The sequence below is a fragment of the Roseibium sp. genome, assembly GCF_965233565.1.
Taxonomy (GTDB): Bacteria; Pseudomonadota; Alphaproteobacteria; order Rhizobiales; family Stappiaceae; genus Roseibium.
On record NZ_OZ247494.1, the window covers coordinates 6,250,513 to 6,274,500 of the forward strand.

21 protein-coding genes are annotated in these 23,988 nt (G+C 58.7%); 15 read left to right on the forward strand and 6 right to left on the reverse strand.

Annotated features, from left to right (window positions below; genetic code table 11):
- Positions 1–135: 135 nt before the first annotated feature.
- Complete coding sequence (locus tag ACO6TG_RS28425; protein WP_422376281.1) at positions 136–867, reverse strand: hypothetical protein; 732 nt, start codon at positions 865–867, stop codon at positions 136–138.
- 98 nt (positions 868–965) lie between these two features.
- On the reverse strand, positions 966–3,014 hold the full coding sequence (parE, locus tag ACO6TG_RS28430; protein ID WP_422376282.1) for a DNA topoisomerase IV subunit B: 2,049 nt from the start codon (positions 3,012–3,014) through the stop codon (positions 966–968).
- Between the two features lie 611 nt (positions 3,015–3,625).
- Here parE and ACO6TG_RS28435 point away from each other — a divergent pair.
- Entirely contained in the window at positions 3,626–4,465 is an 840-nt protein-coding gene (locus ACO6TG_RS28435; protein ID WP_422376283.1) for a tetratricopeptide repeat protein, read from the forward strand.
- A gap of 772 nt (positions 4,466–5,237) precedes the next feature.
- Here ACO6TG_RS28435 and xth read toward each other — a convergent pair.
- Together xth and erpA are read right to left on the reverse strand one after the other, a co-directional pair.
- Positions 5,238–6,020, reverse strand: a complete 783-nt coding sequence (xth, locus tag ACO6TG_RS28440) for an exodeoxyribonuclease III (protein WP_422376284.1) — start codon at positions 6,018–6,020, stop codon at positions 5,238–5,240.
- Between the two features lie 52 nt (positions 6,021–6,072).
- On the reverse strand, positions 6,073–6,414 hold the full coding sequence (erpA, locus tag ACO6TG_RS28445) for an iron-sulfur cluster insertion protein ErpA (RefSeq protein ID WP_094070649.1): 342 nt from the start codon (positions 6,412–6,414) through the stop codon (positions 6,073–6,075).
- Between the two features lie 153 nt (positions 6,415–6,567).
- Between erpA and ACO6TG_RS28450 the strand changes: the two genes are divergently transcribed.
- The 3 genes from ACO6TG_RS28450 (at position 6,568) to ACO6TG_RS28460 (ending at position 12,292) form a co-directional block, all read left to right on the forward strand.
- Positions 6,568–7,785, forward strand: coding sequence for a deoxyguanosinetriphosphate triphosphohydrolase (locus tag ACO6TG_RS28450; protein WP_422376285.1), 1,218 nt, complete (start codon positions 6,568–6,570; stop codon positions 7,783–7,785).
- A gap of 96 nt (positions 7,786–7,881) precedes the next feature.
- Positions 7,882–9,651, forward strand: coding sequence for an arginine--tRNA ligase (argS, locus tag ACO6TG_RS28455; protein ID WP_422376286.1), 1,770 nt, complete (start codon positions 7,882–7,884; stop codon positions 9,649–9,651).
- A gap of 208 nt (positions 9,652–9,859) precedes the next feature.
- Positions 9,860–12,292, forward strand: coding sequence for an SPOR domain-containing protein (locus ACO6TG_RS28460; protein WP_422376287.1), 2,433 nt, complete (start codon positions 9,860–9,862; stop codon positions 12,290–12,292).
- A 48-nt stretch (positions 12,293–12,340) separates the two neighbouring features.
- Here the strand turns inward: ACO6TG_RS28460 and ACO6TG_RS28465 are convergent, their stop codons facing one another.
- Entirely contained in the window at positions 12,341–13,258 is a 918-nt protein-coding gene (locus ACO6TG_RS28465; protein WP_422376288.1) for a LysR family transcriptional regulator, read from the reverse strand.
- A gap of 129 nt (positions 13,259–13,387) precedes the next feature.
- On the opposite strand from ACO6TG_RS28465, the gene ACO6TG_RS28470 reads away from it, so the two are divergent.
- Positions 13,388–14,311, forward strand: a complete 924-nt coding sequence (locus ACO6TG_RS28470) for a DMT family transporter (RefSeq protein WP_422376289.1) — start codon at positions 13,388–13,390, stop codon at positions 14,309–14,311.
- Between the two features lie 8 nt (positions 14,312–14,319).
- Here ACO6TG_RS28470 and ACO6TG_RS28475 read toward each other — a convergent pair whose 3' ends face one another.
- Positions 14,320–15,339: an alpha/beta hydrolase gene (locus ACO6TG_RS28475; protein WP_422376290.1), complete on the reverse strand. Its 1,020-nt coding sequence runs from the start codon at positions 15,337–15,339 to the stop codon at positions 14,320–14,322.
- A gap of 117 nt (positions 15,340–15,456) precedes the next feature.
- Between ACO6TG_RS28475 and nagZ the strand changes: the two genes are divergently transcribed.
- The 10 genes from nagZ (at position 15,457) to ACO6TG_RS28525 (ending at position 23,777) form a co-directional block, all read left to right on the forward strand.
- Positions 15,457–16,476 (forward strand): beta-N-acetylhexosaminidase, encoded by a 1,020-nt coding sequence (gene nagZ / locus ACO6TG_RS28480; protein ID WP_422376291.1) that lies wholly within the window; start codon positions 15,457–15,459, stop codon positions 16,474–16,476.
- 11 nt (positions 16,477–16,487) lie between these two features.
- On the forward strand, positions 16,488–17,327 hold the full coding sequence (locus ACO6TG_RS28485) for a segregation and condensation protein A (protein ID WP_422376292.1): 840 nt from the start codon (positions 16,488–16,490) through the stop codon (positions 17,325–17,327).
- Between the two features lie 55 nt (positions 17,328–17,382).
- On the forward strand, positions 17,383–18,018 hold the full coding sequence (scpB, locus tag ACO6TG_RS28490) for an SMC-Scp complex subunit ScpB (RefSeq protein WP_422378966.1): 636 nt from the start codon (positions 17,383–17,385) through the stop codon (positions 18,016–18,018).
- Positions 18,018–19,157, forward strand: a complete 1,140-nt coding sequence (locus ACO6TG_RS28495) for an ABC transporter ATP-binding protein (protein ID WP_422376293.1) — start codon at positions 18,018–18,020, stop codon at positions 19,155–19,157. The genes scpB and ACO6TG_RS28495 overlap by 1 nt, the downstream gene beginning before the upstream one ends.
- 127 nt (positions 19,158–19,284) lie before the next feature.
- Positions 19,285–19,509, forward strand: coding sequence for a twin-arginine translocase TatA/TatE family subunit (locus ACO6TG_RS28500; protein ID WP_094070659.1), 225 nt, complete (start codon positions 19,285–19,287; stop codon positions 19,507–19,509).
- Between the two features lie 41 nt (positions 19,510–19,550).
- Positions 19,551–20,003: a Sec-independent protein translocase protein TatB gene (gene tatB, locus ACO6TG_RS28505; protein ID WP_422376294.1), complete on the forward strand. Its 453-nt coding sequence runs from the start codon at positions 19,551–19,553 to the stop codon at positions 20,001–20,003.
- A complete protein-coding gene (gene tatC / locus ACO6TG_RS28510; protein WP_094070661.1) occupies positions 20,000–20,800 on the forward strand; it encodes a twin-arginine translocase subunit TatC in 801 nt (266 codons plus the stop codon). The genes tatB and tatC overlap by 4 nt, the downstream gene beginning before the upstream one ends.
- Before the next feature lie 70 nt (positions 20,801–20,870).
- The gene (gene serS / locus ACO6TG_RS28515) at positions 20,871–22,151 is read left to right on the forward strand and encodes a serine--tRNA ligase (protein WP_422376295.1); all 1,281 of its coding nucleotides are present in this window, start codon (positions 20,871–20,873) and stop codon (positions 22,149–22,151) included.
- A gap of 154 nt (positions 22,152–22,305) precedes the next feature.
- Positions 22,306–23,061 (forward strand): 5'/3'-nucleotidase SurE, encoded by a 756-nt coding sequence (gene surE, locus ACO6TG_RS28520; RefSeq protein WP_422376296.1) that lies wholly within the window; start codon positions 22,306–22,308, stop codon positions 23,059–23,061.
- Positions 23,062–23,084: 23 nt separating this feature from the next.
- Positions 23,085–23,777, forward strand: coding sequence for a protein-L-isoaspartate(D-aspartate) O-methyltransferase (locus ACO6TG_RS28525; RefSeq protein WP_422376297.1), 693 nt, complete (start codon positions 23,085–23,087; stop codon positions 23,775–23,777).
- Positions 23,778–23,988 lie beyond the last annotated feature (211 nt).

The following is a 23,988-nucleotide window of genomic DNA, read 5'->3' on the forward strand; positions in this document are numbered from 1 at the left end:
CGCTCTGCGAGCTTTATGAAGTTTGAGTGAAATCTCTGACCGGGTGTTGATTTTATGCATCCGAGACCTGACCGCGGTTCAAAAACATCGAACAATCGGCGCCCCGGAAGCGGTGCCAGCAACTCATTGATGATTTCAGGCGATCAGGGCGTCTTGAGAACTGAGCAGTAAATAGTCTGAGCGATACCGCCTTTTCAGCTTCTGCATCAGCGCAGCTTCGCTGAATGCACGCAAGGTCGATTGGGAGACAAAACTCGACAGGCGATAAGGAGCCACCGCCAACGCGCGGCTCTTCAGCCTGCTCTCGGCAAAAAAGCGGGTCAGAGACCGTTCGAAGTCCTCGAGTGGCAGCACGACATCTGCTGCAAGCGTTCCTTTATAAGTCAGGAAGGCCGTCTGACTGCGAAACAGGTTATCGGCCTCAAGATCCGAAATGCCCGAAACCTGGTTTACGAACTCGTCTGGCGTCATGGAAGGCGCAAAGTACCGTTCCCGGTAATAGGACGGCATGGGGTCTGAATTCAGAATGATCTTCTCATAACAATAGGCAAGCCGGTGCAGTGGGTCCTGAACCCAGGCCAGTATCTTCATGTCAGGGTGGCGACGCTTGAGTTCCCTGGCGGTCAAAAGCTCGACGTCGCCGTGGAAAAGCAGCCGCTCCGATCCGGAGGGCGCATCGGCATCCGGACTGTTTGCCGGCAACAGACCTTCCGTGCCCGCGAGACGGTGCAGCACCGGACGCAGCAACTGAAAGGCCGGTTCGGCAATGCGCGCATAGGCGATGTTGTGCTTGGGAAAAGCCAAAAAGACATGATTGCGCAGCGGACGGATCCGCTTGTCAAAAATGGAATAAACCCGGTTTAACATGGTACTTTTCCGACCGGACACGTTGCTGAAACTGAACTTAAAGACTCGTTTGGTGCCCCCAAGCACCTGAACTTCTGACAAAATACTCAATCTCGGGATCAAATATCAAGGTCTTCTGCAAATTCCGCTCTTTCCTGAATGAAGCGGAACCGTGCTTCCGGCTTGTTGCCCATGAGCCTCTCGACCGTGTCATTGGTCTCGGCAACAGCTTCTTCCTCGACCTGGACTTTCAACATCGATCGTTTTGAGGGATCCATGGTGGTCTCTTTGAGCTGTGCGGGAAGCATCTCACCTAGACCTTTGAAGCGGCCGATTTCCACCTTTGATCTGCCCTTGAACACGGTCTCGAGCAGCTCGTCCTTATGGGCATCGTTCCGGGCGTAAAGGGTCTTGCCACCCTGGCTGAGGCGGTACAGCGGAGGCACGGCCAGGAAAAGATGGCCGGTGCGGATCAACTCGGGCATTTCACGATAGAAGAAGGTAATGAGCAAAGAGGCGATATGCGCGCCGTCTACGTCGGCATCGGTCATGATGACGATTTTTTCGTAGCGCAGATCACTTTCCTTGTAGTTGGATCGCGTGCCGCAGCCGAGCGCCTGGATAAGGTCGGCCAGCTGCTGGTTGGCGACCAGCTTGTCGCGTCCGGCATTGGCCACATTCAGGATTTTGCCGCGCAGCGGAAGAACGGCCTGATTGGATCTGTTCCGAGCCTGCTTTGCAGAACCACCGGCCGAGTCGCCCTCCACGATAAACAGTTCGGTTCCATCAGCCTGATTGGCAGAGCAATCCGCCAGTTTGCCGGGCAGGCGCAGTTTTCGTACGGCGGTTTTGCGGGCGACGTCTTTTTCCTGACGGCGGCGCAGGCGTTCGTCCGCCCGGTCGATCACCCATTCCAGAAGCTTGTTGGCCTGGTTCGGCGAGGCCGTGAGCCAGTGATCAAAGGCGTCGCGCACCGCTGCTTCCGTGATGCGGGTCGCTTCATTGGTCGCCAGTTTGTCTTTGGTCTGACCAACAAATTCCGGTTCGCGTATAAAGACCGAAAGCATGCCGCCGGCAGACGTCATGACGTCATCGCCGGTGATGATGGATGCCTTCTTGTTGTTGGTGAGTTCCCCGTAGGCCTTCAGGCCGCGCAAGAGCGCATAGCGGAAGCCGGCTTCGTGCGTGCCGCCTTCCGGTGTCGGGACGGTGTTACAGTAGGAATTGACGAACCCATCGCCCGCAAACCAGCTTACGGCCCATTCAACAGACCCGTGTTTGCCGGCATTGTCTGTCCGTCCCGAGAAGACTTCGTCGACGACGCGGCGTTCCTTGTTCAGCCGCTCACCCAGAAAATCCCTGAGACCGCCCGGAAAATGAAACACGGCTTCTGCAGGCGTTTCGTCTTTTTCAGATATGAGCCCTGGCGCACAGTGCCAGCGGATTTCGACGCCGCCAAACAGATAGGCCTTTGACCGCGCCATTTTCAGGAGCCGGGCAGGCTTGAAGTGAGCGCCTTTTCCGAAAATCTGTTGATCGGGCTTGAAACGAACCTGTGTACCGCGGCGGTTCTGGGTGTCTCCGACAAGTTCAAGGCCGCCCTGCGGATGTCCGCGCCGGAAAACCTGACGATAAAGCTTGCGGCTGCGAGCCACTTCTACGACCAGTTCTTCGGAGAGGGCGTTGACGACGGAAACGCCGACGCCGTGAAGACCGCCCGACGTCTCGTAGACCTTGCTGTCGAACTTGCCGCCCGCATGCAGGGTGGTCATGATGACTTCAAGCGCGGACTTGTCCTTGAATTTGGGATGCGGATCGACCGGAATGCCCCGGCCATTGTCGGTTATCGTCAGGTAGCCGTCTTCGGACAGGGCAACGTCGATCCAGGTGGCGTGACCCGCCACCGCTTCGTCCATCGAATTGTCGATCACTTCCGCAAAAAGATGGTGCAGGGCCTTTTCGTCGGTGCCGCCGATATACATACCCGGGCGCCGTCGTACAGGTTCAAGTCCCTCCAGAACTTCGATGTCCGCGGCGGAATAGTCTTCAGGCACGGCCGTCACCGGAGCGAGTTGTGGCGATTTTTGCGGCTTGGGCGCGGGTGGCTCATCTGAAAGGGGAGCGGAGACCGCCGCATTGCCAGCAAATAGATCGTCTTTTGCACTCATTCCGTATCGCCTGATGGGTGTGTAATCGCAGGAACCTGTTCTTCAGCGCCGTTACCTACACCGAATCACAGTCCAGTTTGAAGGACAAAGATAGAACAGCAAACGCTTTTGGCCAAAAGCCCCCGTTTTCAACAGGCTTGCGTAGCAAAATGGCGGCCTGGCAACACATCATCAACTCCCCTGTGATGAGATGCTCATGTCCAGTCAGGGCATGAGGGGTGCCGGAATTGTGCTAATTGAGCAACACATGCTGACAGACTCGCGTGTCGCAGGGTCGATTGCAGGTGGTTGCCCATGTTCGGCCATGTTTCCGGGACACCCGTTGAGCTATCGTTTTGGAGTGCTTGTCGTGAGCTGGTCCTGTAGGGCTTCTCAAGGACAACAAGAGAACCAGGAATTGGTCTTAATTGAGCGCAATCTGGCCCAACTTAAGACCAAATGATCGGTCAAATTGTTACTCAACGGAAAGAGCTCACCTCTTGTGGCCTTGGCTGTATTGAGGTGACGGAACAACGAATGCGCTTCGCGCGGATAAAAGCAAGAGTGTCCGTCGGGGGACCTTGGTGTCGCCGACGGATAATTGTGTGACTGGGATGCAAAAGAACAGCACAATGTTTCAACGCATGACAAAAGCCGGAACTGTGCTCGGCGCGTTGATTGTTATGGGACTGGCAGGAAACGCCCTGGCGTTTGACGGCCAGCCGACCGCACCAAACCGGTCGATCGGTCCTGAAGACCTTTCGCCGACTGAGGCCTTGCGCGCCGGTGCGCGCTATTACTATTCCGGTGACAAGGCAGCGGCTCTGAATTCGTTGCAATATGCCGCAGAGAACGGTCAGCCGATGGCTGCCTGGAAACTCGGCGAGATGTATGCGAAGGGCGATGGGGTCGCCGAAGACGACCTGAAAGCCTTCGAGTATTACAGCCAGATCGTGCGTGAACACGGTGAGGACCGGCCGGACGCACCTGACGCACCGTTTGTGTCGAGTGCCTTTGTCGCTCTCGGCTCCTATTACCTGAATGGCATCGACGGCGCCGTGCCGAAAAACGAGGCACGCGCGCGTCAGGTGTTCACCCATGCCGCTTCCTATTTTGGGGATGCAGAAGCCCAGTATGAACTTGGACGCATGTACCAGGACAACAATCACCGCATGGCGGTGCGCTGGTACAATCTTGCCGCTCTCAAGGGACATATTGGAGCACAGGCCCGGCTTGGTGAGACACTTTATGCGCTGGGGTCCTCGGACAAGAAAAAGGCGCGCGGTCTGATGTGGATGACCGTTGCGCGGCAGCAGGCCGAAGGGCCGGAGGCTTCCTGGATCAATGCCATGCACGAGCAGTATTTTGCCGTGTCTCCGGAGCCGGTCCGTCAGATGGCGCGCTCCCTGGCTGATGGCTGGCTGCAGCAGAACAGGCCCGATGTCCTGACCGCTCAGGTGCCGTCCCAGTAGTTTCGAAGGAGTGTTTCGCTTCGCAAACGGCACGAGCGGTTCCCGGCTTGCTCGTTAGCGCTACGTATGCGCCGGTCTTTCCTTTTCGCAAGGCTTCGAATTTGAAGACGTTGGTGTGGTGTCAGGCCGCTCCCGGAAGGCGTTGCGGGACGGTTGTTGTTGCGAGACACTGCGACAGTTCAGGAAGGCCGCGAAACGCCTCTTTGAGATGGCTGTGGCTTTATCGGCTCTTCAGCGTTCCATTCGGTATCAGGCAAAGCGCGGTCAGGCTCCCACAAAGTGAGCGGGCAGGGGGCGTTGCTAAACTTCCAGGATGTGTTGTTCAGCACCATGGCACAGGTCGCCATGCGCATGCCGTTGGAGCCTTTCAGGCAAATGGATTCGCCGATGCCGTAATCCTGGCCCTGATAGCGGCAGGTGCAGGAAACACTCTGCGCCGTTGCGGCAACAGTGCCGGTCAGGAGCCAAACGCCGGAGAGCAGCAGAAATGCAAGGGCTTTCGGACGAAACAAAGGTGTGGGTGCACATCCTGAATGTGCAGCCAGCCGGTGTCCGCATGTTGCGCGCGCGGACGTGATGCGCCGTTGCGTTATCCCATGACTTGGAAAGCTTACCATGACGGCAGGTAACCGCAAGTCTGGCTGGGGATATCGCCTCCCAAAGCGCTCTTCAGAAACGCAAGGTCCGGTGAAACGGGCTGTCGCCGAAAGGTCTGCCCCGGCAGCGGTTTTTATGGGCGCAGCAGCTCAAATGGGCTGAAATCCGGATTGGGTCAGGCGGCGAGTTTCACCCAGACAGGCACATGGTCAGAGGGTTTTTCCCAGCCACGCACATGCTTGTCGATGCCGACGCCCTGCATCAGATCGGTGGCCTGGGCCGACATCAGGATATGGTCGATGCGAATGCCGTTGTTCTTTTGCCAGGCACCAGCCTGATAGTCCCAGAACGTGTAGGTTTCGGCAGCTTCCGTGGTCGCCCGGACCGCCTCGGTCATGCCCAGATGCGTCAGAGCCCGGAAATTGCGGCGGCTTTCAGGCTGATAGAGCGCGTCATCCACCCAGTTTCCCGGGTTTTTGGCATCGATCGGATCCGGGATGACGTTGTAGTCGCCCAGAAGCAGGAACGGTGTTTCTTCCGCAAGGCGACGTTCGGCATGCACAATCAGCCGCTCCATCCATTCCAGTTTGTACGGAAACTTTTCGGTCCCGAGCGGATTGCCGTTTGGAAGATAAAGGCAACCGACGCGCACTGCGCCGCGATCGGTCGAAACGCTGGCCTCAATGTATCGCGCTTGTTGGTCTTCGTCGTTGCCTGGTAATCCGCGCTGAACATCCTCCAGGGGTTTCTTGGACAGGAGTGCAACACCGTTGAAACCCTTTTGGCCGTGCGTTTCGACATTGTAGCCGAGATCTTCGAACACCGACCTTGGAAAGTTTTCGTCTACGGATTTTATTTCCTGAAGACAGGCAAGGTCCGGAGAGGCTTCCTTTAGCCACTCCTGAACCGTGTCGATCCGGGCCTTGACGCCATTGATGTTCCAGGTCGCGATTTTCATGACGGGTTGCCTCGGCAATGAGGGAGCCGGGGCAACCGGCAAGGTAGGGCGTTCAGATGGTAAAGCTCGTGCCGCAGCCGCAGCCCGCTACCGCGTTGGGGTTGTTGATCTGAAAGGACTGGCCAATCAGGTCATCGACAAAATCGATCTCCGATCCGCCCATATATTGCAGCGAAATGGAATCGATCAGCACGGTGGCACCCGGGTTTTCGATCACAAAATCGTCGTCCTCGCGGCTGTCCACCACGTCATATTTATACTGCAGCCCGGAACAGCCGCCGCCCTCGACGCTCACCCGCAGCATGCTGCCGGAGGCTTCTTTTGACAAAATCGCCGCGATACGCTTGGCAGCGCGGTCGCTGACTGTTACTCGACTTTCAAGTGTCTCGGTCATGTTTTACCGACTCGCTGAGGCCCCGGCCTGGCGGGACACATAAACCTGATCTGGACAGATAAGTATGTTTTGGAACCGCCCGCGTCAATGCAGAGACATCGGCCATTGCGGGGACGCAACCCTCAAGACGCTTCTGGCGAGGGGATGAAGAAGATGACCGCGGATATCGGATTTGGGGCGCAGGCCCTCGCAGTCTATGCGCAAAATCCCTTTGAGAGCAGGGGGCGTCTCTATCCAGAACCAGAAAGCCCGACACGGACACCCTTCCAAAGGGATCGGGACCGGATCATCCATTCGTCAGCATTCAGACGTCTGAAACATAAGACCCAGGTCTTTGTCTATCACGAGGGCGATCATTTCCGGACGCGGCTGACCCACACGATCGAAGTGTCCCAGATTGCACGATCCCTGGCTCGGGCGCTCCGGCTAGACGAAGATCTGGCGGAATGTCTCGCACTCTCGCATGACCTCGGACACACGCCTTTTGGTCATGAGGGTGAAGACGTCATGCATGAGTGCATGGCGCCTTTTGGCGGATTTGACCACAATGCCCAGTCGCTGCGCGTCGTCACGCATCTGGAGCAGCGCTACGCCGAGTTTGACGGACTGAACCTGGCCTGGGAGACGCTGGAAGGCCTCGTCAAGCACAACGGTCCCCTGCTGGATCCGGATGGTGCCCCGCTTGGAAAGTTCAGGAACAGCGAATTGCCCTTTGCAATTCGAGATTACGCCGCTCGACAGGATCTCCTGCTGTCGACTTGGCCGAGTGCCGAGGCGCAGGCCGCCGCGATCGCCGATGACATTGCCTATGACGCCCACGATCTGGATGACGGTCTGAGGGCGGGTCTGTTCGCCATCGAAGACATGCGTGAAGTTCCGTTCCTGGCCGACATTCTGAGCGAAGTGGACGGGAAGTATCCCGGGCTGGAGGAAAGCCGCCGCATCCACGAGATCGTCCGCCGGTCAATCACGCGCATGGTGGAAGACGTGATCCGTTTCGGCATGCAGAACCTGGACGAGCTGGCACCGAAATCTGCAAATGACATTCGAATGGCCGGTCGTTGCCTGGTCGGCTTCTCGGATGCGATGACGACCGCGGAGAAAGAGGTCAAGAGATTCCTGTTCGCCCGGGTCTATCGGCACGAGGATGTGCTCGCGGTCCGTCGGCTTGTCGCGCGTGTTGTCCGGGATCTCTTCACGCGGTTCATAAGCGAACCGGACCTCATGCCGAAACCCTGGAATGTGGGTCTGGAGGGCCTTGGTGAAGAAGCTACGGCACGTCGTGTCTGCGACTACATTGCGGGCATGACGGACCGGTATGCCATTGAAGAGCACCGCAGATTGTTTGACGACACCCCGGATTTGGGGTAGGCGCTTGGCAATTAAAACGCCCTGTGGCGCCGGAGGCCCGTCCTTCGCAGCGCACGGGGAGTTTGTGTTTGAACGGCCAAACCCGATCGGTGCTCCATGAATATCTTTGCGGACTTCACGCAACGCGTCAAAAATATCCTTCAAGATCTTGATTTAAAAGACGCCAATGGTGTCGCGCCGAATCTTTCCCGTGTGGTGGTCGAGGCTCCCCGCGATCCAGCACATGGCGACCTGGCTACAAATGCTGCCATGGTCCTGGCCAAGTCGCTCGGCATGAAGCCCCGCGATCTGGCCGAGCAGCTGGTTGCGAAGCTGAATGCGGACGAAGACGTGACCGAAACGACGATCGCGGGCCCGGGCTTCATAAACATGCGCGTTGCACCTGCCGTCTGGCACCGTGTCCTGACCAGTGTCCTTGAGGCTGGCACACGGTTCGGAGCGCAGGAAAAGGACAATCCGCGCAAGGTCAATGTCGAGTATGTTTCGGCGAACCCGACCGGTCCCATGCATGTCGGTCATATCCGCGGCGCCGTCGTGGGAGATGTGTTGGCAAACTTGCTGGAATTCGCGGGCGATGAAGTGGTCAAGGAATACTACATCAACGACGCCGGGTCTCAGATCGACACACTCGCGCGTAGCGCGTTCCTGAGATATCGCGAGGCTCTCGGGGAAGACATCGGTGAAATTCCGTCAGGGTTCTATCCCGGGGACTATCTGGTTCCCGTGGGCGAGTTGCTGAAGGAAGAATTCGGCGCGTCCCTGAAGGAAAAAGGCGAAAGCGAGTGGCTGCCGCTCGTAAAAGAGCGTGCGATTGCGGCAATGCTCGATCTGATCCGGGAAGACCTGGCCACGCTCGGTGTCACCCATGAGATCTTCTATTCCGAAAAGACCCTGCATGATCGCAGCGGTGCCAACGGATCAAAGATTGATCACATGCTGGACACCCTGCGTGACAAGGGCCTGGTCTACCAGGGCACGCTGCCGCCACCCAAGGGACAGGTTCCTGAGGACTGGGAAGACAGGGAACAGACCTTGTTCAAGGCGAGCGATTTTGGTGATGACACGGACCGCGCCTTGAAGAAGTCCGACGGTTCCTACACCTATTTTGCTGCGGATGTTGCCTATTTTCAGGACAAGTTCGAACGCGGTTTCAATGAAACCATCTATGTGCTGGGTGCCGACCACAGCGGCTATGCCAAACGTCTGCAGGCGGTTGGCAAGGCGGTTTCCGACGGCAAGACGGATGTGATCGTGCGCTTCTGTCAGCTGGTCAAGCTGATGCGGGACGGTGAACCGGTCAAGATGTCGAAGCGTTCTGGAGACTTTATCACGCTGCGCGAAGTCGTTGACGAGGTCGGTTCCGATCCGGTCCGGTTCATGATGCTGTTCCGCAAGAACGATGCGCCGCTCGATTTCGACTTCAAGAAGGTCACCGAGCAGTCGAAGGACAATCCGGTATTCTATGTCCAGTATGGTCACGCAAGATGCAGGTCAGTCTTGCGGCGGGCCATTGAGGAGACGTCTCTTGAGTCGATAGACGACACTGAGCTCACGCGTGCTGATCTGGCGCTGCTGGACGACAGCGGAGAGCTTGAGCTCTTCGCGAAACTTGCAGAGTGGCCGAAAGTTGTAGAAGCATCAGCTGAAACACATGAGCCGCACAGAATCGCCTTTTATCTGCACGAGCTCGCAAGTTCTCTGCAGGGTCAGTACAACAAAGGCTACGATTTGCCGCATTTACGGTTTATTCAGTCTGGTAACTTGAAATTAACCCTAGCGCGTCTTGCTTTGGTTCGTGCAGTATCTCTGGTGCTCGCTTCAGGATTATCGATTCTCGGTGTGAATGCTCCTGAAGAAATGCGATAGACTAATCGCGGCTGCCAGAGGCAAAGTTGGTTTCTAAGAGTGCCGAAGTGGACCGGTTTTCGTAAAGCTCATGTCACAAGACCACGAAACAAAGCAATCTGATTTGCGCGCTTCCCGGGATGAACCGGGCGGCGACCGTCCGGCTGCGGAAGATCCGTTGGTCGAGCTTGCGCGAATTGTCCACAAGAACAAGCAATCGGGGGCAAATGTGAGCAGTGGCCGCGTCGGCAGCACGGACTATTTCGCTGGACTTGAAGATGTGGCCGTTGATCCGGTTGCGCCGGCCAATTCCGATCAGGGTCGTCAGGAACCGACCTTTGCACCTGTTACACCGGTAGCAGCAGCTCCAGTTGCACCGGTGGACGAGATCCCGCCGCATTCGGAACCGATTGCCCCAGCAGATCCAACGCCCCTCGGGCTGTCCCTCGACGGTCTGGCGCAAACCTCTCAAGCGGCGGCAACATCTGAACCTGGGCAGTCGTCCCACGTGTCCTCGCTCTGGCCGGACATCCAGGCGAATGAGCCACAAGCGACAACCGCCGCGCCAACGCATGATGCACCTGTTGAGCCGGAGGCGCGGCTTAGCGAAATTTCTCCTGGCCAGGCAGCTCCCTTCGAACGTGTTGCGGCAAACGACCAGACCAGCCTGTCGCCCCCTCTGTCGGTCGATCTGGAGCAAAACCTGACGGCGGAGCTTGAGGACGAACTGATCGGCGCCTTGCGTCAGTCTGTCGATGACACACCGCCGGTGTCCACGCCACAGCCGATAGCACCCCAAGTCGAAAATCGTACTGAACACTCCGGTTATGCCGGGCTGTCCGATTCTTTCGGTAAGGAATTTGAGGCCGGGCTGCAGCAACACACTTCCGAGGTTCTGCAAGGAGATCATTATCTTGCCGAACCGACACCGGCCCCTGCCGTATCTGTTCCCGCTTCGGAATTGATCAGGCCGGTGGAAACTCAGCCGGAGAGCGCCCCCTTTGCACCGGTCGGGAATGAAACTGCAGCCGCTGTTTCGCGCGCCACGTCGTCATTCGCTCCGGAGGAACCACGTGCGACGGTTTCCGGATTCAATGAACCTGTACAGCCGGTCGAGCCGGCGACACCGGAGGCCGCATCCCGGCCTCGCATTGACGAGAATGACCTGTTCGCAGCCCTGAATCCGGCGGCAGCTGCATCGACGGTCGGCGACCCCGTCGCCCCGCAGGATGGTTCGGCTGAACCTGCAGGCATCGACGCGTTGTTTGCAGACCTGGATTTTCCGCCCCCGGGCGACCGCAACGCAGCACCGTCACCCACCGTTCAAACGCCAGCACCTGCGCCCGAACCACAAGCTGGAGCGTCTGACATTGACGATATGACGTGGCCCGCAGCAGCTGCTGAAGTACCTGAGACGGATGAGGAAGACGATACGCCACCGCCGCCCGAAGGTTATGACCTGGATGCGGTTGCCAGGGCGATGCAGGAAAGCGATCCGAGCCTGACGGGTGCCGGCGTATTGCCGCCGCATTCGGCCGCCGAGAAGGAAGCTGTCCCGCAGGCGAAAGAAAAGTCGCGCCGCGGACTGTTTGTTGCTGCGGGCGTGATGGGTGTTGCCGTTCTTGGCGCGGCCGGGTTCTTCCTGGTCGACGGAGACGGTGTGGTTGTGCCAAGTGGCCCGCCACCGGTTATCAGCGGTCTGCAGGAACCACTCAAGATCTATCCTGAAGAAAGCCCGGCACCTGCCGATAGCCAGACGACAAAGATGATCTACGACCGGGTTAACGAGAACAACGGATCGGCACCGTCCAATCTGGTTCTGCCCGAGACGCCTCAGCCTGCTGAGCTGCCACCGGCACCGGCCGGTACCAATAACGGTGCAGAGCTGGTTCCAGGGGCTCCCAAGCGTGTGCGTACGGTCATAGTTCGACCGGACGGTACGATCGTTTCTGAAGATGATCCGGCGGCGCCAGCCGCAGCTGTTCCAACACCGGCCACAACGCCGGCGCCTGCCGCCGCGGCGCCGGCACCTGCAGCGCCGGCTACACCGGCAAATAGCGACGCCTCACGGGTGGTGGCGACGACGCCGATAACAGGAACACCGGAGCCAGTGGCGCCAGCTGCGACGCCTGAACCGGCCGCGCCAACCCCTGCTGTTTCCGAGACGCCGGCAATTGTCGCCGGTACCGGTGAGCCGGCGGCTGGACAGACCGAAGCGCAGCCGCCGGCGGAGATTGTCAGCGTTACACCGCGCAAGAAACCGAATGCGCCGGTACAGGTGGCAAGTGCGCCACCAGCAGCGGCAACGCCTGCACCCGCAGCCCAGAACAACGGACCGCTCAATCTGAACCAGACAGCCAGCGCACCGGCGGCAACGCCTGCACCCGCCGGTAACACCGGCACGATTGCCTCCGGGACTTACATCGTTCAGGTCACGTCGCAGCGGTCTGCCGCCGCCGCGTCAGACGCCTACTCGGGTCTGCAGCGACGGTTCCCGGCCATTCTCGGCAACCGCAACGCCGTTATCGTCGCCGCCAATGTCCAGGATCGCGGCGTGTTCTATCGCGCACGTATTCCAACGACGTCTCGCGACGAAGCGATTTCGCTCTGTGAAAACCTGCAGGCTGCCGGGGGCGACTGTTTTGTCCGCAGGCAGCCTTAGAAGAACTCTGCAATATGACGTGAAACGCCGCCCTTGAGCGGCGTTTTGCTATTCGGCCGCTGCCAACGGCACAGACGGGGGGCGCCCTTGCAGCAGCGGCGCCATTGAATGGTAGATTGTTGCGATGGCGTCCATCGCCGTGCGCACTGCCGGCTCGCGCCGCAGGTCCCGGTGAACAATGATGTGTTCAGCATTTGTGAGTTCGGGGAGCGGCTCGGTCAGCCGGACCAGGGCAGGGTTCTGATCGCCCATGAACACCGGCAACAGGGCAAGGCCGACACCGGCCTGGGTCATGTTCATCAAGGTGGTCATGGTGTTGGACCGAAGTTTCGGTCTGTCCGGCAAACGTGTCTCCAGCCAGCGCATGTGAGACGGATACCAGAGATCGTCCGGTGCAAATCCAAGCCAGTTGCAGGCCGAATAGCGCTCGTCGCTGTGGGCTGCCGGATTGTCTGCCACATAGCGGGCCGACCCGTAGACCGCGTAGGCGAGGTCTCCGATTTTCCGGGCGATTAGGGTATCGGTTTCCGGCAGGCAATTGCGGATCTGCAGTTCGATGCTGCGCGACTGGTGATTGACATGAAGGTGACTGGAAATGAGTTCCAGTTCTATGTCCTGCATCAGGTCGGTAAGTTCGGCAAACCGGTCGGAAAGGACACGCGCGCGGACCTCATCAACCGCAACCCTGACAACTTTCAGCGCTGAACCGGACAGATCCGGCAGAATACGACTGGCGGCTTCCGCGTTCTTGCGCATGTCGTCGGCAAGCGGGATCAGGCGCAAACCGGCTTCGGTCGGCTTCAGACCAGTCGGCGTCCGATCAAAAAGCCGCGCTCCAATTCTGTCCTCAAAATTCTTCAGCCGCCGGCTCAGTTGCGGCTGGCTGATGTCCAGCGAACGCGCTGCGCCCGAAAGCGATCGCATACGGGCGGCGGCATCAACAAGTTTCAGATCATCCCAGTTCATACCCACGATATACCTAAATGCAACAGGAGGGGCAATGGTATGCGTTTTTGCATGCCCTGCATCTCAATTTCACGGCTGTGGCGGCGTTCTCACACCTGCTAGGAGGGGAGTGAAAAGGAAATCCAAGTCATGTCCGTCAGCTCGACCTATAACAGACCCGAAAACACACCTGTTGCCTTGCTTCTGGCGCTTGCTGGCATGTCGGCATTCACGCCTATCTTTGCCGCTGGCAAGATCGCCGACGGCCTGCTGCCAGTCGTTGTTCTGGTCTGGCTGCGCTTCCTGGGAGGAGCGTTAACGATCCTGTCGGTTGCTGCCGTTCGGCAGACACCGGTGTTTTCGCGTGTCAGCGGACTTTGGAAATTGCATTTGCTACGAGCAATCTGCGGTGTCGGCGGGCTTGGCTGCTCGATCTATGCCGCCAGCGTTTTGCCATTGGCGGACGCGACAGCCATCGGCCTGACAAAAGGTATCATCGCCATTGTCATGGCAGGTCTCATCCTGAAGGAGCTGATCACCGGTCGTCACTGGCTCGCAGGCGGCTTGTGCGCCATAGGTGCCTACCTGGTGGTCCAGGCGGCAGAAAGTGGCGGCGGATATGGCAACCTGGCCTTCGCCGGTGTTCTCGCGGCCCTTGCCGGTGCCGTGTTCATGGCGTCTGAAGCCTTGATCATGCGCTATATTGCACAACGCGAGGATACGGTCACGATCCTGGCCTACGTGAATGTTTTTGCGGCCGTTCTGTTGACCGGGCCTGTCCTCTGGTTGATTGCGAAGCAGGGGATCACGTGGCAGTCGCTGGTGATCTTTGCCTGGATGGGGCCTTTGGCGATCCTGGGTCAGTCCTTGAACATCTCGGCCTACCGGCGGGCGGGGGCAGCAACGCTGGCGCCGGTCTATTATGGCACGGTGGTCCTGTCCGCGCTGTTCGGCTACGCTTTCTGGGGCGAAGTTCCTGCGCCGGTCGCAGTGCTTGGCGCCGTACTGATTATTGCGGGTGGTGCGGTTTTGACGGTCCCGAACCCCTTTGCCCGGTCCCGTCGAGCCAGCTGAGCGCGCCTTCAGTCCTCTGCCAGAAGCCGGTTCACAAGGAAGGGCAGGCTTTCGTCGAGCCGGTAGTCGATCGAGGAATGGTTGTCGGCAAATTCCTGGTAAACGTGTTCGACACCGGCATTTTCAAGCTTCCGGTGCAGGCGTCTTGCGCCGTAGACCAGATTGTACTGATCGACATCACCACATTCGAGCCAGAGGCCCTTCATGGATTTCAGGGCGTCAATGTGGTCATCAACGATGTGAACCGGATCCCAGGCCAGCCAGGCATTCCAGCGATCTTCGATGATCTCACAGGTCTCAAGGTCTACCGGCAGGCGGATCCCGCAATACACATCCGGGTCCGGATCGGGGTCGTAGGTTGCCGCCATGGCAAAGGTCATGAGGTCATGTAGCGCGTTTCCGGAATATTTAGGGCCTTTCTCGAAATCCTTGACGAAAGCTTCGATCGAGCCGGCTTTGGCAATGGCGCGCAGGGCGCTCGGCATCTCGGGCAGATAACAGAGCTCAAACGCCATGTCGCCGGAATGGCAGGCGGCGGCCGACCAGATATCCGCATGTTTCATGGCGTGGATGATGGCGCCATAGCCGCCTGACGACTTGCCGAACAACCCTCGTTTGCCGGCGCCGCCGCACTTGAACCGGCCTTCAACCTCTTCCAGAAACTCCGTTGTCAGCCAGGTGCCCCAGGGGCCCATGGCATCGCTGTCGATATACTGGTTGCCGCCAAGGCGCGTGAAACAATCAGGGAAGGCCACCACAACAGGTGGCAGGTCGCCGTCATGAATGAGCCGGTCGAGTCGTTCCGGAACGTTCTCGCCAAAGTTTTTCCAATTGACATGGGCCGGCCCTCCGGCCGTGAAGCCGACGATATCCACCAGCAGTGGCAGGCCACTGCCATCATGTCCGTGCGGCACGTAGACCACGATCTCGCGTGTTGCCGTGTCCCCCAGCCGGTTCCGCCCAAGGATTTCAGATCTATGGGAAAACCGGTGCAGGCTACCGGCCGGAATGTCGAGACGCGCGCGCATGTGGGGCTCCAATCGGGTCAGATACGTCAGGCACTAGAAAGCAAGTTCGCGGGCGGCGCGCAAGGGCGGCCCGGAGCATTTCTTGACGGCATAGAGCTCGGCGGTTAATCCGGTTCCATGACCAAAGCCTTTGTCTCCGGCTGTGCCGGTACTCGCCTGACCTCCGACGAAATTGCGTTTTTCAGGGACGAACGGCCCTGGGGATTGATCCTGTTTGCCCGCAACATCGAACATCCGGATCAGGTCCTGGAACTGACGCAGACTTTCCGGGATGCCGTTGGCTGGAAGGATGCTCCGGTTCTGGTCGATCAGGAAGGCGGACGGGTACAAAGGTTGAAACCGCCACATTGGCGGAAATACCCGGCCCCAAAATTGTTTGGCGACTTGTTTGAGACTGACCAGGAGGCGGCGCTTAAGGCGGCGTGGCTGGGCGCGCGCCTCATCGCCGAGGACCTGCGACGTGTCGGGATCACTATCGACTGTCTGCCATGTCTGGATGTGCGCTTTGAAGAAACGGTGGATGCGATCGGCGACAGGGCCATGTCCTCCGACCCTGACATTGTCGCAAGGTTGGGCAGGGCAATGGTGGATGGCGCGATTGCAGGCGGCGTGTTGCCGGTGATCAAGCATATCCCGGGCCATGGCCGCGCTCAGGTCGACAGCCATCTGGAGCTTCCGAGGGTCGATGCACCCCATTCTTCTCTGGAAAGCGTGGATTTCCGCCCCTTCAAGGCACTTTCCGACGTGTCATTGGGGATGACAGCCCATATTGTATACGCAGGGATTGACCCGGATCGGGCCGGGACGCAGAGCGCAAAGGTCATTGGCGATGTCATTCGTGGCCAGATCGGCTTCAACGGCTGTCTGATGAGTGATGACATGTCGATGAAGGCTCTTGGTGGCGATTTCGGTGATCGGTCGCGCAAGATCATCGAAGCCGGCTGCGACATTGTCCTGCATTGCAATGGTGAGATGGCAGAAATGCGCGCTGTTGCGGACGTGGTCCCGGAACTGACGGGTTTGTCCCTGGAACGCTGTGACCGGGCCTTGACTGGTCGGAGAGTTCCTGAGGATGATTTTGACGGTGAGAAGGCCTGGGAGGAATTCCGGTCCCTGACCGGTTGGCAGGGGGGTTGACCAAAACGGCCATGGCGGAGCTCGAGAGCAACAAGCAGGACGTGGGAGATGGCTCCTATGATCTTCTGAGCACGGTCAGCTCGGGAGAGGATCGCACGAGTTCGGATCCTCAGCTGGTCGTGGACGTCGAGGGTTTTGAAGGTCCGCTCGACTTGCTGCTTGGGCTGGCACGCACGCAAAAGGTCGACCTTGCGCGCATTTCCATTCTGGAGCTGGTTGAACAATATCTTGAATTTGTTGCCGAAGCCCGGCGGATGCGCTTGGAGCTTGCCGCTGACTATCTTGTCATGGCGGCCTGGCTGGCATTCCTGAAATCGAAACTTCTCTTGCCCGAACAGCGCGATGAGGATGAGCCGACGGGTGAGGAACTGGCGGCGGCACTTGCATTCCGCCTGCGCCGCCTGGAAGCAATGCGTGAGGTTTCCGAAAAACTGATGGCGCGAAGCCGTCAGGGCAGGGAGGTCTTTCACCGCGGAGCGCCGGAGACCATGTCCGTTGAGCATAAAAGCATCTGGGACGCATCGATCTACGACCTGCTTTCAGCCTATGCGACCCAGCGCCAGCGCCAGTCGGTGACGTCCGTGCGGGTGCTCAGGCGGACGGTCTGGTCGCTCCAGGAGGCGCGCGAACTGCTCACCAAACTGGTCGGACGGGTCAGCGAATGGGCGCCCCTGAATGCCTATCTCCGGGACTATCTTTACGACAACAAGGATTGGGCCACGATTGTTGCCAGCACCTTCTCCGCCAGCCTGGAAATGGTGCGCGAAGGTCAGGTCGAAATTCGGCAGGGCGAACCGTTTTCACCCGTCTATATCCGCTCGGTAACGCAGGAGCAGGATCAAGGTGTCTGAAAGAGATCTTTACGACGATCTGCCCAGTGAACAAACCACAGAGGACACGCCGGATATGGCGGGCATGCGCATGGTCGAGGCCCTGTTGTTTGCGTCTTCCGAACCCCTGTCGCTGGAGGAGCTGACACTTCGACTGCCGGATGGCACCGATGTCTTGAGCGTGCTGGAAAACCTTCAACGTATTTATGCGACGCGCGGCGTCAATCTTGTACGGGTGGCCGGCAAGTGGTGTTTCCGGACCGCGGAGGACCTTGCCTACCTGATGCACCGCAACGTCGAGGAGCAGCGCAAGCTGTCTCGTGCGGCCCTCGAAACACTTGCGATCATTGCCTATCACCAACCGGTCACGCGCGCGGAGATTGAGGAGATTCGCGGTGTTTCCACCTCCAAGGGCACGCTGGATGTCCTGCTGGAGACAACCTGGATCCGCATGCGCGGACGCCGGCGAACACCTGGTCGTCCAGTGACTTATGGGACCACGGAACAGTTTCTGGTCCACTTTGGCCTGGAAACGGTCAAGGATTTGCCGGGACTGGAAGAGCTGAAGGGCGCCGGATTGCTCGACAGCGCCGTGCCGGCGTCCTTCATGGTGCCGACGCCGAATGACGATGTCGCATTGACGGAAGAGGAAGATCCTCTAGAAGACGGGACATTGTTTGACGACGACACGGATGAACCCGCCGGAGCCTGATGCCTGATCAATTGAAGAAGAGTTTTTCAAGCGGCAACGGTCATCCGCTGAGCTGGGGAGCGCCGGGAACCGCCAGCGCGACCTTTGCAGCCGGGCTCGTGTTCGAAAATGTCTCCCATGATTACGATGGTGTTGACTCGGTCAAGGATTTGAGCCTGTCGATCGCGCCTGGTGAAATCCTGTGCCTCCTTGGCCATTCGGGTTGCGGCAAAACCACGTTGATGCGCATTGCGGCAGGCGTGGAGCGACAGAGCCTGGGCAAGGTCCTGATCAACGGACGGGAAGTCGCTGGTCAGGACTATTTCATGCCGCCGGAAAAACGCGGCGTTGGCCTGATGTTCCAGGACTATGCGCTGTTTCCGCATATGAGCATCCTGGCCAATGTCATGTTCGGCCTCACCGGTGTACCCAGAAGGGAATCCAAGGCGGCGGCTCTGAGTGCACTAGGGCGCGTGGGGTTGGCCGATTATGCCGCCGACTACCCTCACGCCCTGTCGGGCGGAGAGCAGCAACGCGTTGCTCTGGCACGCGCGCTGGTGCCGCGTCCCGGCATCCTGTTGATGGATGAACCGTTTTCGGGGTTGGACAAGAGGTTGCGCGACAGTGTCCGTGACGAGACGCTGGCGGTGATCCGTGAGACCAGAGCGACCTGCATCATCGTCACCCACGATCCGGAGGAGGCCATGCGCATGGGCGATCGCATTGCGTTGATGCGGCGCGGGCGTCTGGTACAGAGCGGCACGGCGGCAGATCTGTACAACACGCCGGTTGACCTGTTTGCGGCGCGTTTCTTCTCCGAGCTTAATCAGCTGGAAGGCAAGGTGAGTTCGGCCGGGATCGAGACACCTGTCGGAGTTCTTGGGGCATCCGGCCTTTCGGAAGGGCAACAGGTCGACGTCTGCATCCGGCCGCAGGGCATCGTTCTGAATGCCGCGGGACTTTGCGGGGTGCCGGGACGGGTTCGTTCAAAACGGTTTGTCGGAGAGGTCGATCTGCTGTCGATTGTTGTTGATGGTCTTGACCGTCCACTTCAGGCACGCGTGCGCGCTGGATGCGAATGGAACGAGGGAATGGACGTCGCAGTGACCACTGATCCGAAAGACGTGCTTGTCTTTCCAAGGCAGACTTCCCAATTTTAATGAAGACTGCCCGGCTTAGCATTCCGTCTAAGTGCAAGAAATGATCTTCTCAGGCATGTTGCAGGGAGAAGGCCGTTTTTGTAAAAGGGCCACAGGGCTTTAAAGCCAATTATCAGGAGTTTGGCGTATGGGCATTAGTATTTGGCAGATCTTGATCATCGCAGTGGTGGTGGTTCTGCTCTTCGGACGCGGCAAGATTTCCGAGCTTATGGGTGATGTTGCCAAGGGAATCAAAAGCTTCAAAAAAGGCATGGCCGAAGACGACACAGCCGACGCCCCGAAGACCATCGATCATCAGGCCAGCGAATCGGCACCGTCCGCAAAAGCTGAAGATCAGACCAAAGCGAGCTGATCTTAATCTGCGTCGCGTCTCCTTAAGGGACGAAACATCTCATGTTCGATATCGGTTGGACCGAACTTTTGGTGATCGCCTGTATCGCGATCATCGTTGTGGGGCCAAAAGACCTGCCGCGCATGCTGCGCACGCTCGGGCAGACGATGGGAAAGATGCGCCGCATGTCGCGTGAATTCCAGTCGACCTTCAACGACGCCTTGCGTGAGGCGGAACAGCAGGCGGATATCGCCGATATGAAGAAGCAGGTCGAAGAGGCCGCCAACTTCAATCCGCTGGGTGATCTGAAGAAGTCGATCGAAGAGGACGCGGTCAAGAAGCCCGCGGCCAAGGAGACGGAAACGGCAAAGCCAGCCGCCGCGGACGGCGGATCAGCGGATACGGCCGCGCCCGGTCCTTCTGCACCGGTGACACCGACTGAGACGAGCGCTGCGCCAGTTGAGCCTGAAACCAAACCGGCTGCAAAACCGGTGTCGGAAGATGTGAAGGCATGAGCCAGGAAGATATCGACGCCTCGAAGGCGCCCCTTATCGAACATCTCATTGAGCTGCGCCAGCGGCTGATGTGGTCCATCGCAGCCATCCTTGTGATGTTTGTCGTCTGCTTCTATTTCGCGACCGATATCTACAACATCCTGACGGTTCCTTATCTTCGGGCCGCTCCGGATCCGGATGCGGTGCAGATGATCTTTACCGCCCCGCAGGAATGGTTCTTTACCCAGCTCAAGCTGGCCCTGTTCGGTGCGTTGTTCCTGGCGTTTCCGGTGATTGCCAGCCAGATCTACATGTTCGTGGCTCCCGGCCTCTACAAGAATGAACGCGGCGCTTTCCTGCCGTTTCTGGTGGCAACACCCATCCTGTTCCTGATCGGGGCCTGCCTGGTCTATTTCCTGGTCATGCCCATGGCGATGGGGTTCTTCCTGTCCCAGGAACAGCTGGCGCGGGAAGGGCAGGTCGCCATTCAGCACCTTGCCAAGGTGAGTGAATATCTCGGCCTGATCATGATCCTGATCTTTGCCTTCGGCCTGGTATTCCAGCTGCCGGTGGTGCTGACGCTTCTGGGACGCGCAGGTCTGGTGACGGCTGACGGGCTGAAGAGCAAGCGCAAATACGCCATTGTCGGTGCTTTTGCAGCTGCTGCAATTTTGACACCCCCGGACCCGATCTCGCAGATCGGTCTTGCGCTGCCCACGCTGCTTCTCTACGAAGTCTCCATTCTGTCTGTCAGACTGGTGGAGCGCCAACGCGCGGAGCGGGAAGCCGAGCGCGAAGCGGAAGACGCCGCGGCCTGATCCCGGCATCTGATCCTTCTCCGGACGGCAGACGGAAGCAACAGCAACGACCGTCGTTCGGAAAGCGAAGATGTTTGATATTAGATGGATACGGGAAAACCCAGACGCATTTGACCAGGCCCTGGCCAAGCGGGGCTATGAGGCCTCAGCCGCCAAGCTGATTGCGCTTGATGAGTCCCGTCGCTCCCATATCACCAGGCTTCAGGAAGCTCAGGAACGGCGCAACGCGGCGTCGAAGGAAATCGGCAAGGCGAAGGGGTCGGGCGACGACGCTCGTGCCCAGGAGCTGATCGAGGAAGTCGCCCAGATCAAGGCCTTCATCCAGTCAGGTGAAGAGGAAGAGCGAAAGCTGGTTGCCGATCTTGAGGCAGCCATGGCGGTGATTCCCAATTTGCCCCATGACGATGTGCCGGTCGGAGAGGACGAAGCCGACAACGCGCTTTTGAAAACCCATGGCGACAAGCCGACTTTCACCTTCAACGAGGCTCCGAAAGAGCACTACGAGTTGGGAGAAGCGCTTGGCGACATGGATTTTGCCGCCGCCGCCAAACTCTCCGGGTCGCGCTTTGTGGTGCTGAAAGGCCAGATTGCCAGGCTTGAGCGGGCGCTCGGCCAGTTCATGATCGATCTGCATACCCAGGAGCACGGCTATACCGAAGTCTCGCCGCCGCTGCTGGTCCACAGTGATCCGCTCTATGGCACCGGCCAGTTGCCGAAATTTGGTGAGGATCTCTTCAAGACCACAACGGATCACTTTCTGATCCCTACGGCAGAAGTCCCGCTCACCAATCTGGTTGCCGGCGAGATTCTGACCGAGGACCAGCTGCCGCTGCGGGTAACCGCCTTGACCTACTGTTTCCGCTCTGAAGCTGGATCCGCCGGCCGCGACACCCGCGGCATGCTGCGCCAGCACCAGTTTCTGAAATGCGAGCTGGTTTCGGTGACCCGGCCGGAAGAGTCCTTGGACGAACTTGAGCGTATGTTGGGCAGCGCGGAGAAGGTGCTGCAGAAACTTGGCCTGCATTACCGGGTCATGACGCTTTGCACAGGCGACATGGGCTTCGGTGCTCGGAAGACCTATGACATCGAAGTCTGGCTGCCGGGGCAGGACACCTATCGGGAGATTTCCTCCTGCTCGGTCTGCGGGGATTTCCAGGCCCGGCGCATGAATGCGCGCTACCGGCCGGCGGATGCCAAGCAAACAGTGCATGTGCATACGCTGAACGGTTCGGGAATCGCGGTTGGACGCGCCCTGATCGCGGTTCTGGAAAACTACCAGAACGCCGACGGTTCGATCACCGTGCCGGACGTGTTGCGGCCCTACATGGGTGGTCTTGAAAAAATCGGTTAGACGCCTGGCGCGGCCGACTGGAAGAGCTGGTATCTCGCCAGTGTTTTGAACCTCAAGGGCGGCAATCGGATCGATTGCCGTCCTCTGCATTTAAAGAAAGACCGGGTCTTTCGCCATGACGCGCAGACCTGAAACCAATTTGGAGCAATCCGCCATGCGTATTCTGATCACCAATGACGACGGCATTCAGTCACCGGGGCTTGCTGTTCTGGAATCAATTGCCAGGACCTTTTCCGACGATGTCTGGGTCATTGCCCCTGAAACCGATCAGAGCGGTGTTGCCCATTCCCTGACCTTGAGCGACCCGCTGCGCCTGCGCCGGATCGACGATCGTCATTACGCGCTGAAGGGGACGCCGACGGATTGTGTGATCATGGGGGTGCGCAAGGTTCTGCCCGGATTGCCGGATCTGGTCCTGTCCGGCATCAACCGCGGACAGAATCTTGCCGAAGACGTGACCTATTCCGGCACCGTTGCCGGTGCAATGGAAGGCGCGATCCTGGGAATCAGGTCAATCGCGGTGTCACAGGCCTATAGCTGGGACGTTCGCTCTGAACCGGACTATTCGACAGCAGAGGCGCATGCGCCGGCGCTGTTCAAGCGGTTGATCGACTTTCCACTGCCGCCTTACACCTTGCTCAACGTCAATTTTCCGGCGTGCCCCGCGGAGGATGTCAAGGGTGTAAAGGTTACGGTTCAGGGGCATCACGAGCAAAGTGGCCTGTCCATCGAGGAGCGCCAGGACGGGCGCGGATATCCCTATTATTGGCTAAGGTTCCAGGATCGTGGCAAATCCGTTCTTGATAATTCGGATCTTCAGGCAATTGCCGATGGATATGTCTCCGTTTCGCCGCTACGCATAGATTTGACAGCCCACGATCTGGTCACCCAGCTCGCCGGGGCGCTGTAGGAAAGCCGAAGACGGAGCAATGCATGGCCGGACAGAGGCCGGGCGGCGACTCGGGAGAAGGTCCTGTTGGTTTGCCGGACGAAGCCGAGGCGCGCGCAGCCCTGACACTTGCGTTGAGGCAGCGGGGTGTTGGTGCGCGCGACGTTCTTACGGCCATCGAGAGGGTGCCGCGGCGTCTGTTCCTGTCTGCACGTCATCATGGCCTTGCCTATGAAGACACGGCCTTGCCGATCGAGTGCGGTCAGTCCATTTCGGCCCCGTCGCTGGTTGCCTTCGCCGTTCAATCACTGGGACTTTCGAAAGAACATGCCGTTCTGGAAATCGGAACCGGGTCCGGTTACCAGGCCGCCGTCATGGCGCACCTGGCCGCACGCGTTGAGACCCTGGACCGGTTCGCCACGCTCAAGGACCTCGCGGCAAGGCGGTTTGCCGCACTCAAGCTTGAAAACGTGAAGGCCCGTCAGGCCGACGGCTTTGACGGATTGAAGCAAAAAGGACCATTCGACCGGATCATCGTGACAGCGGCCGTTGAAACCGTCCCGGACAGCTGGGTGCAGCAGCTAAAGCCCGGCGGTTACCTGCTGGCACCTGTCGGCAGCTCAAAGCAGGTCCAGTCCCTGATCCGGTTCCAGAAGGCCGACGGTGTGATGACTGCGGAAACGTTGATGTCGTTGCGGACGGTGATGCTACAGCGCGGTGTTGCCAAGATGCTGTGACCACAAGGCGCCAAGCGATTCTGATGCCGGCGCAGGCATGCTGGTTGCCAGACTGGTCTCTTGCTCAAATTTACTATGAATCCGACACATTTAGTGGCCTGACTCTGCTTCACTATTGAGAAAACCGGGTTTTTCGGGAATTAGGGCGCCGGCCTTTAGCCTTTATAAACCTTACTGACGTCTACTCTTAACCATAACAGCCACAGTTAGC

What these genes read in the sequence shown, in the direction of transcription:
- ACO6TG_RS28425 (WP_422376281.1), bottom strand. Translation starts at nt 867, where the DNA reads ATGTTAAACCGGGTTTATTCCATTTTTGACAAGCGGATCCGTCCGCTG.
- parE (WP_422376282.1), bottom strand. Translation starts at nt 3,014, where the DNA reads ATGAGTGCAAAAGACGATCTATTTGCTGGCAATGCGGCGGTCTCCGCT.
- ACO6TG_RS28435 (WP_422376283.1), top strand. Translation starts at nt 3,626, where the DNA reads ATGTTTCAACGCATGACAAAAGCCGGAACTGTGCTCGGCGCGTTGATT.
- xth (WP_422376284.1), bottom strand. Translation starts at nt 6,020, where the DNA reads ATGAAAATCGCGACCTGGAACATCAATGGCGTCAAGGCCCGGATCGAC.
- erpA (WP_094070649.1), bottom strand. Translation starts at nt 6,414, where the DNA reads ATGACCGAGACACTTGAAAGTCGAGTAACAGTCAGCGACCGCGCTGCC.
- ACO6TG_RS28450 (WP_422376285.1), top strand. Translation starts at nt 6,568, where the DNA reads ATGACCGCGGATATCGGATTTGGGGCGCAGGCCCTCGCAGTCTATGCG.
- argS (WP_422376286.1), top strand. Translation starts at nt 7,882, where the DNA reads ATGAATATCTTTGCGGACTTCACGCAACGCGTCAAAAATATCCTTCAA.
- ACO6TG_RS28465 (WP_422376288.1), bottom strand. Translation starts at nt 13,258, where the DNA reads ATGAACTGGGATGATCTGAAACTTGTTGATGCCGCCGCCCGTATGCGA.
- ACO6TG_RS28470 (WP_422376289.1), top strand. Translation starts at nt 13,388, where the DNA reads ATGTCCGTCAGCTCGACCTATAACAGACCCGAAAACACACCTGTTGCC.
- ACO6TG_RS28475 (WP_422376290.1), bottom strand. Translation starts at nt 15,339, where the DNA reads ATGCGCGCGCGTCTCGACATTCCGGCCGGTAGCCTGCACCGGTTTTCC.
- nagZ (WP_422376291.1), top strand. Translation starts at nt 15,457, where the DNA reads ATGACCAAAGCCTTTGTCTCCGGCTGTGCCGGTACTCGCCTGACCTCC.
- ACO6TG_RS28485 (WP_422376292.1), top strand. Translation starts at nt 16,488, where the DNA reads ATGGCGGAGCTCGAGAGCAACAAGCAGGACGTGGGAGATGGCTCCTAT.
- scpB (WP_422378966.1), top strand. Translation starts at nt 17,383, where the DNA reads ATGGCGGGCATGCGCATGGTCGAGGCCCTGTTGTTTGCGTCTTCCGAA.
- ACO6TG_RS28495 (WP_422376293.1), top strand. Translation starts at nt 18,018, where the DNA reads ATGCCTGATCAATTGAAGAAGAGTTTTTCAAGCGGCAACGGTCATCCG.
- ACO6TG_RS28500 (WP_094070659.1), top strand. Translation starts at nt 19,285, where the DNA reads ATGGGCATTAGTATTTGGCAGATCTTGATCATCGCAGTGGTGGTGGTT.
- tatB (WP_422376294.1), top strand. Translation starts at nt 19,551, where the DNA reads ATGTTCGATATCGGTTGGACCGAACTTTTGGTGATCGCCTGTATCGCG.
- tatC (WP_094070661.1), top strand. Translation starts at nt 20,000, where the DNA reads ATGAGCCAGGAAGATATCGACGCCTCGAAGGCGCCCCTTATCGAACAT.
- serS (WP_422376295.1), top strand. Translation starts at nt 20,871, where the DNA reads ATGTTTGATATTAGATGGATACGGGAAAACCCAGACGCATTTGACCAG.
- surE (WP_422376296.1), top strand. Translation starts at nt 22,306, where the DNA reads ATGCGTATTCTGATCACCAATGACGACGGCATTCAGTCACCGGGGCTT.
- ACO6TG_RS28525 (WP_422376297.1), top strand. Translation starts at nt 23,085, where the DNA reads ATGGCCGGACAGAGGCCGGGCGGCGACTCGGGAGAAGGTCCTGTTGGT.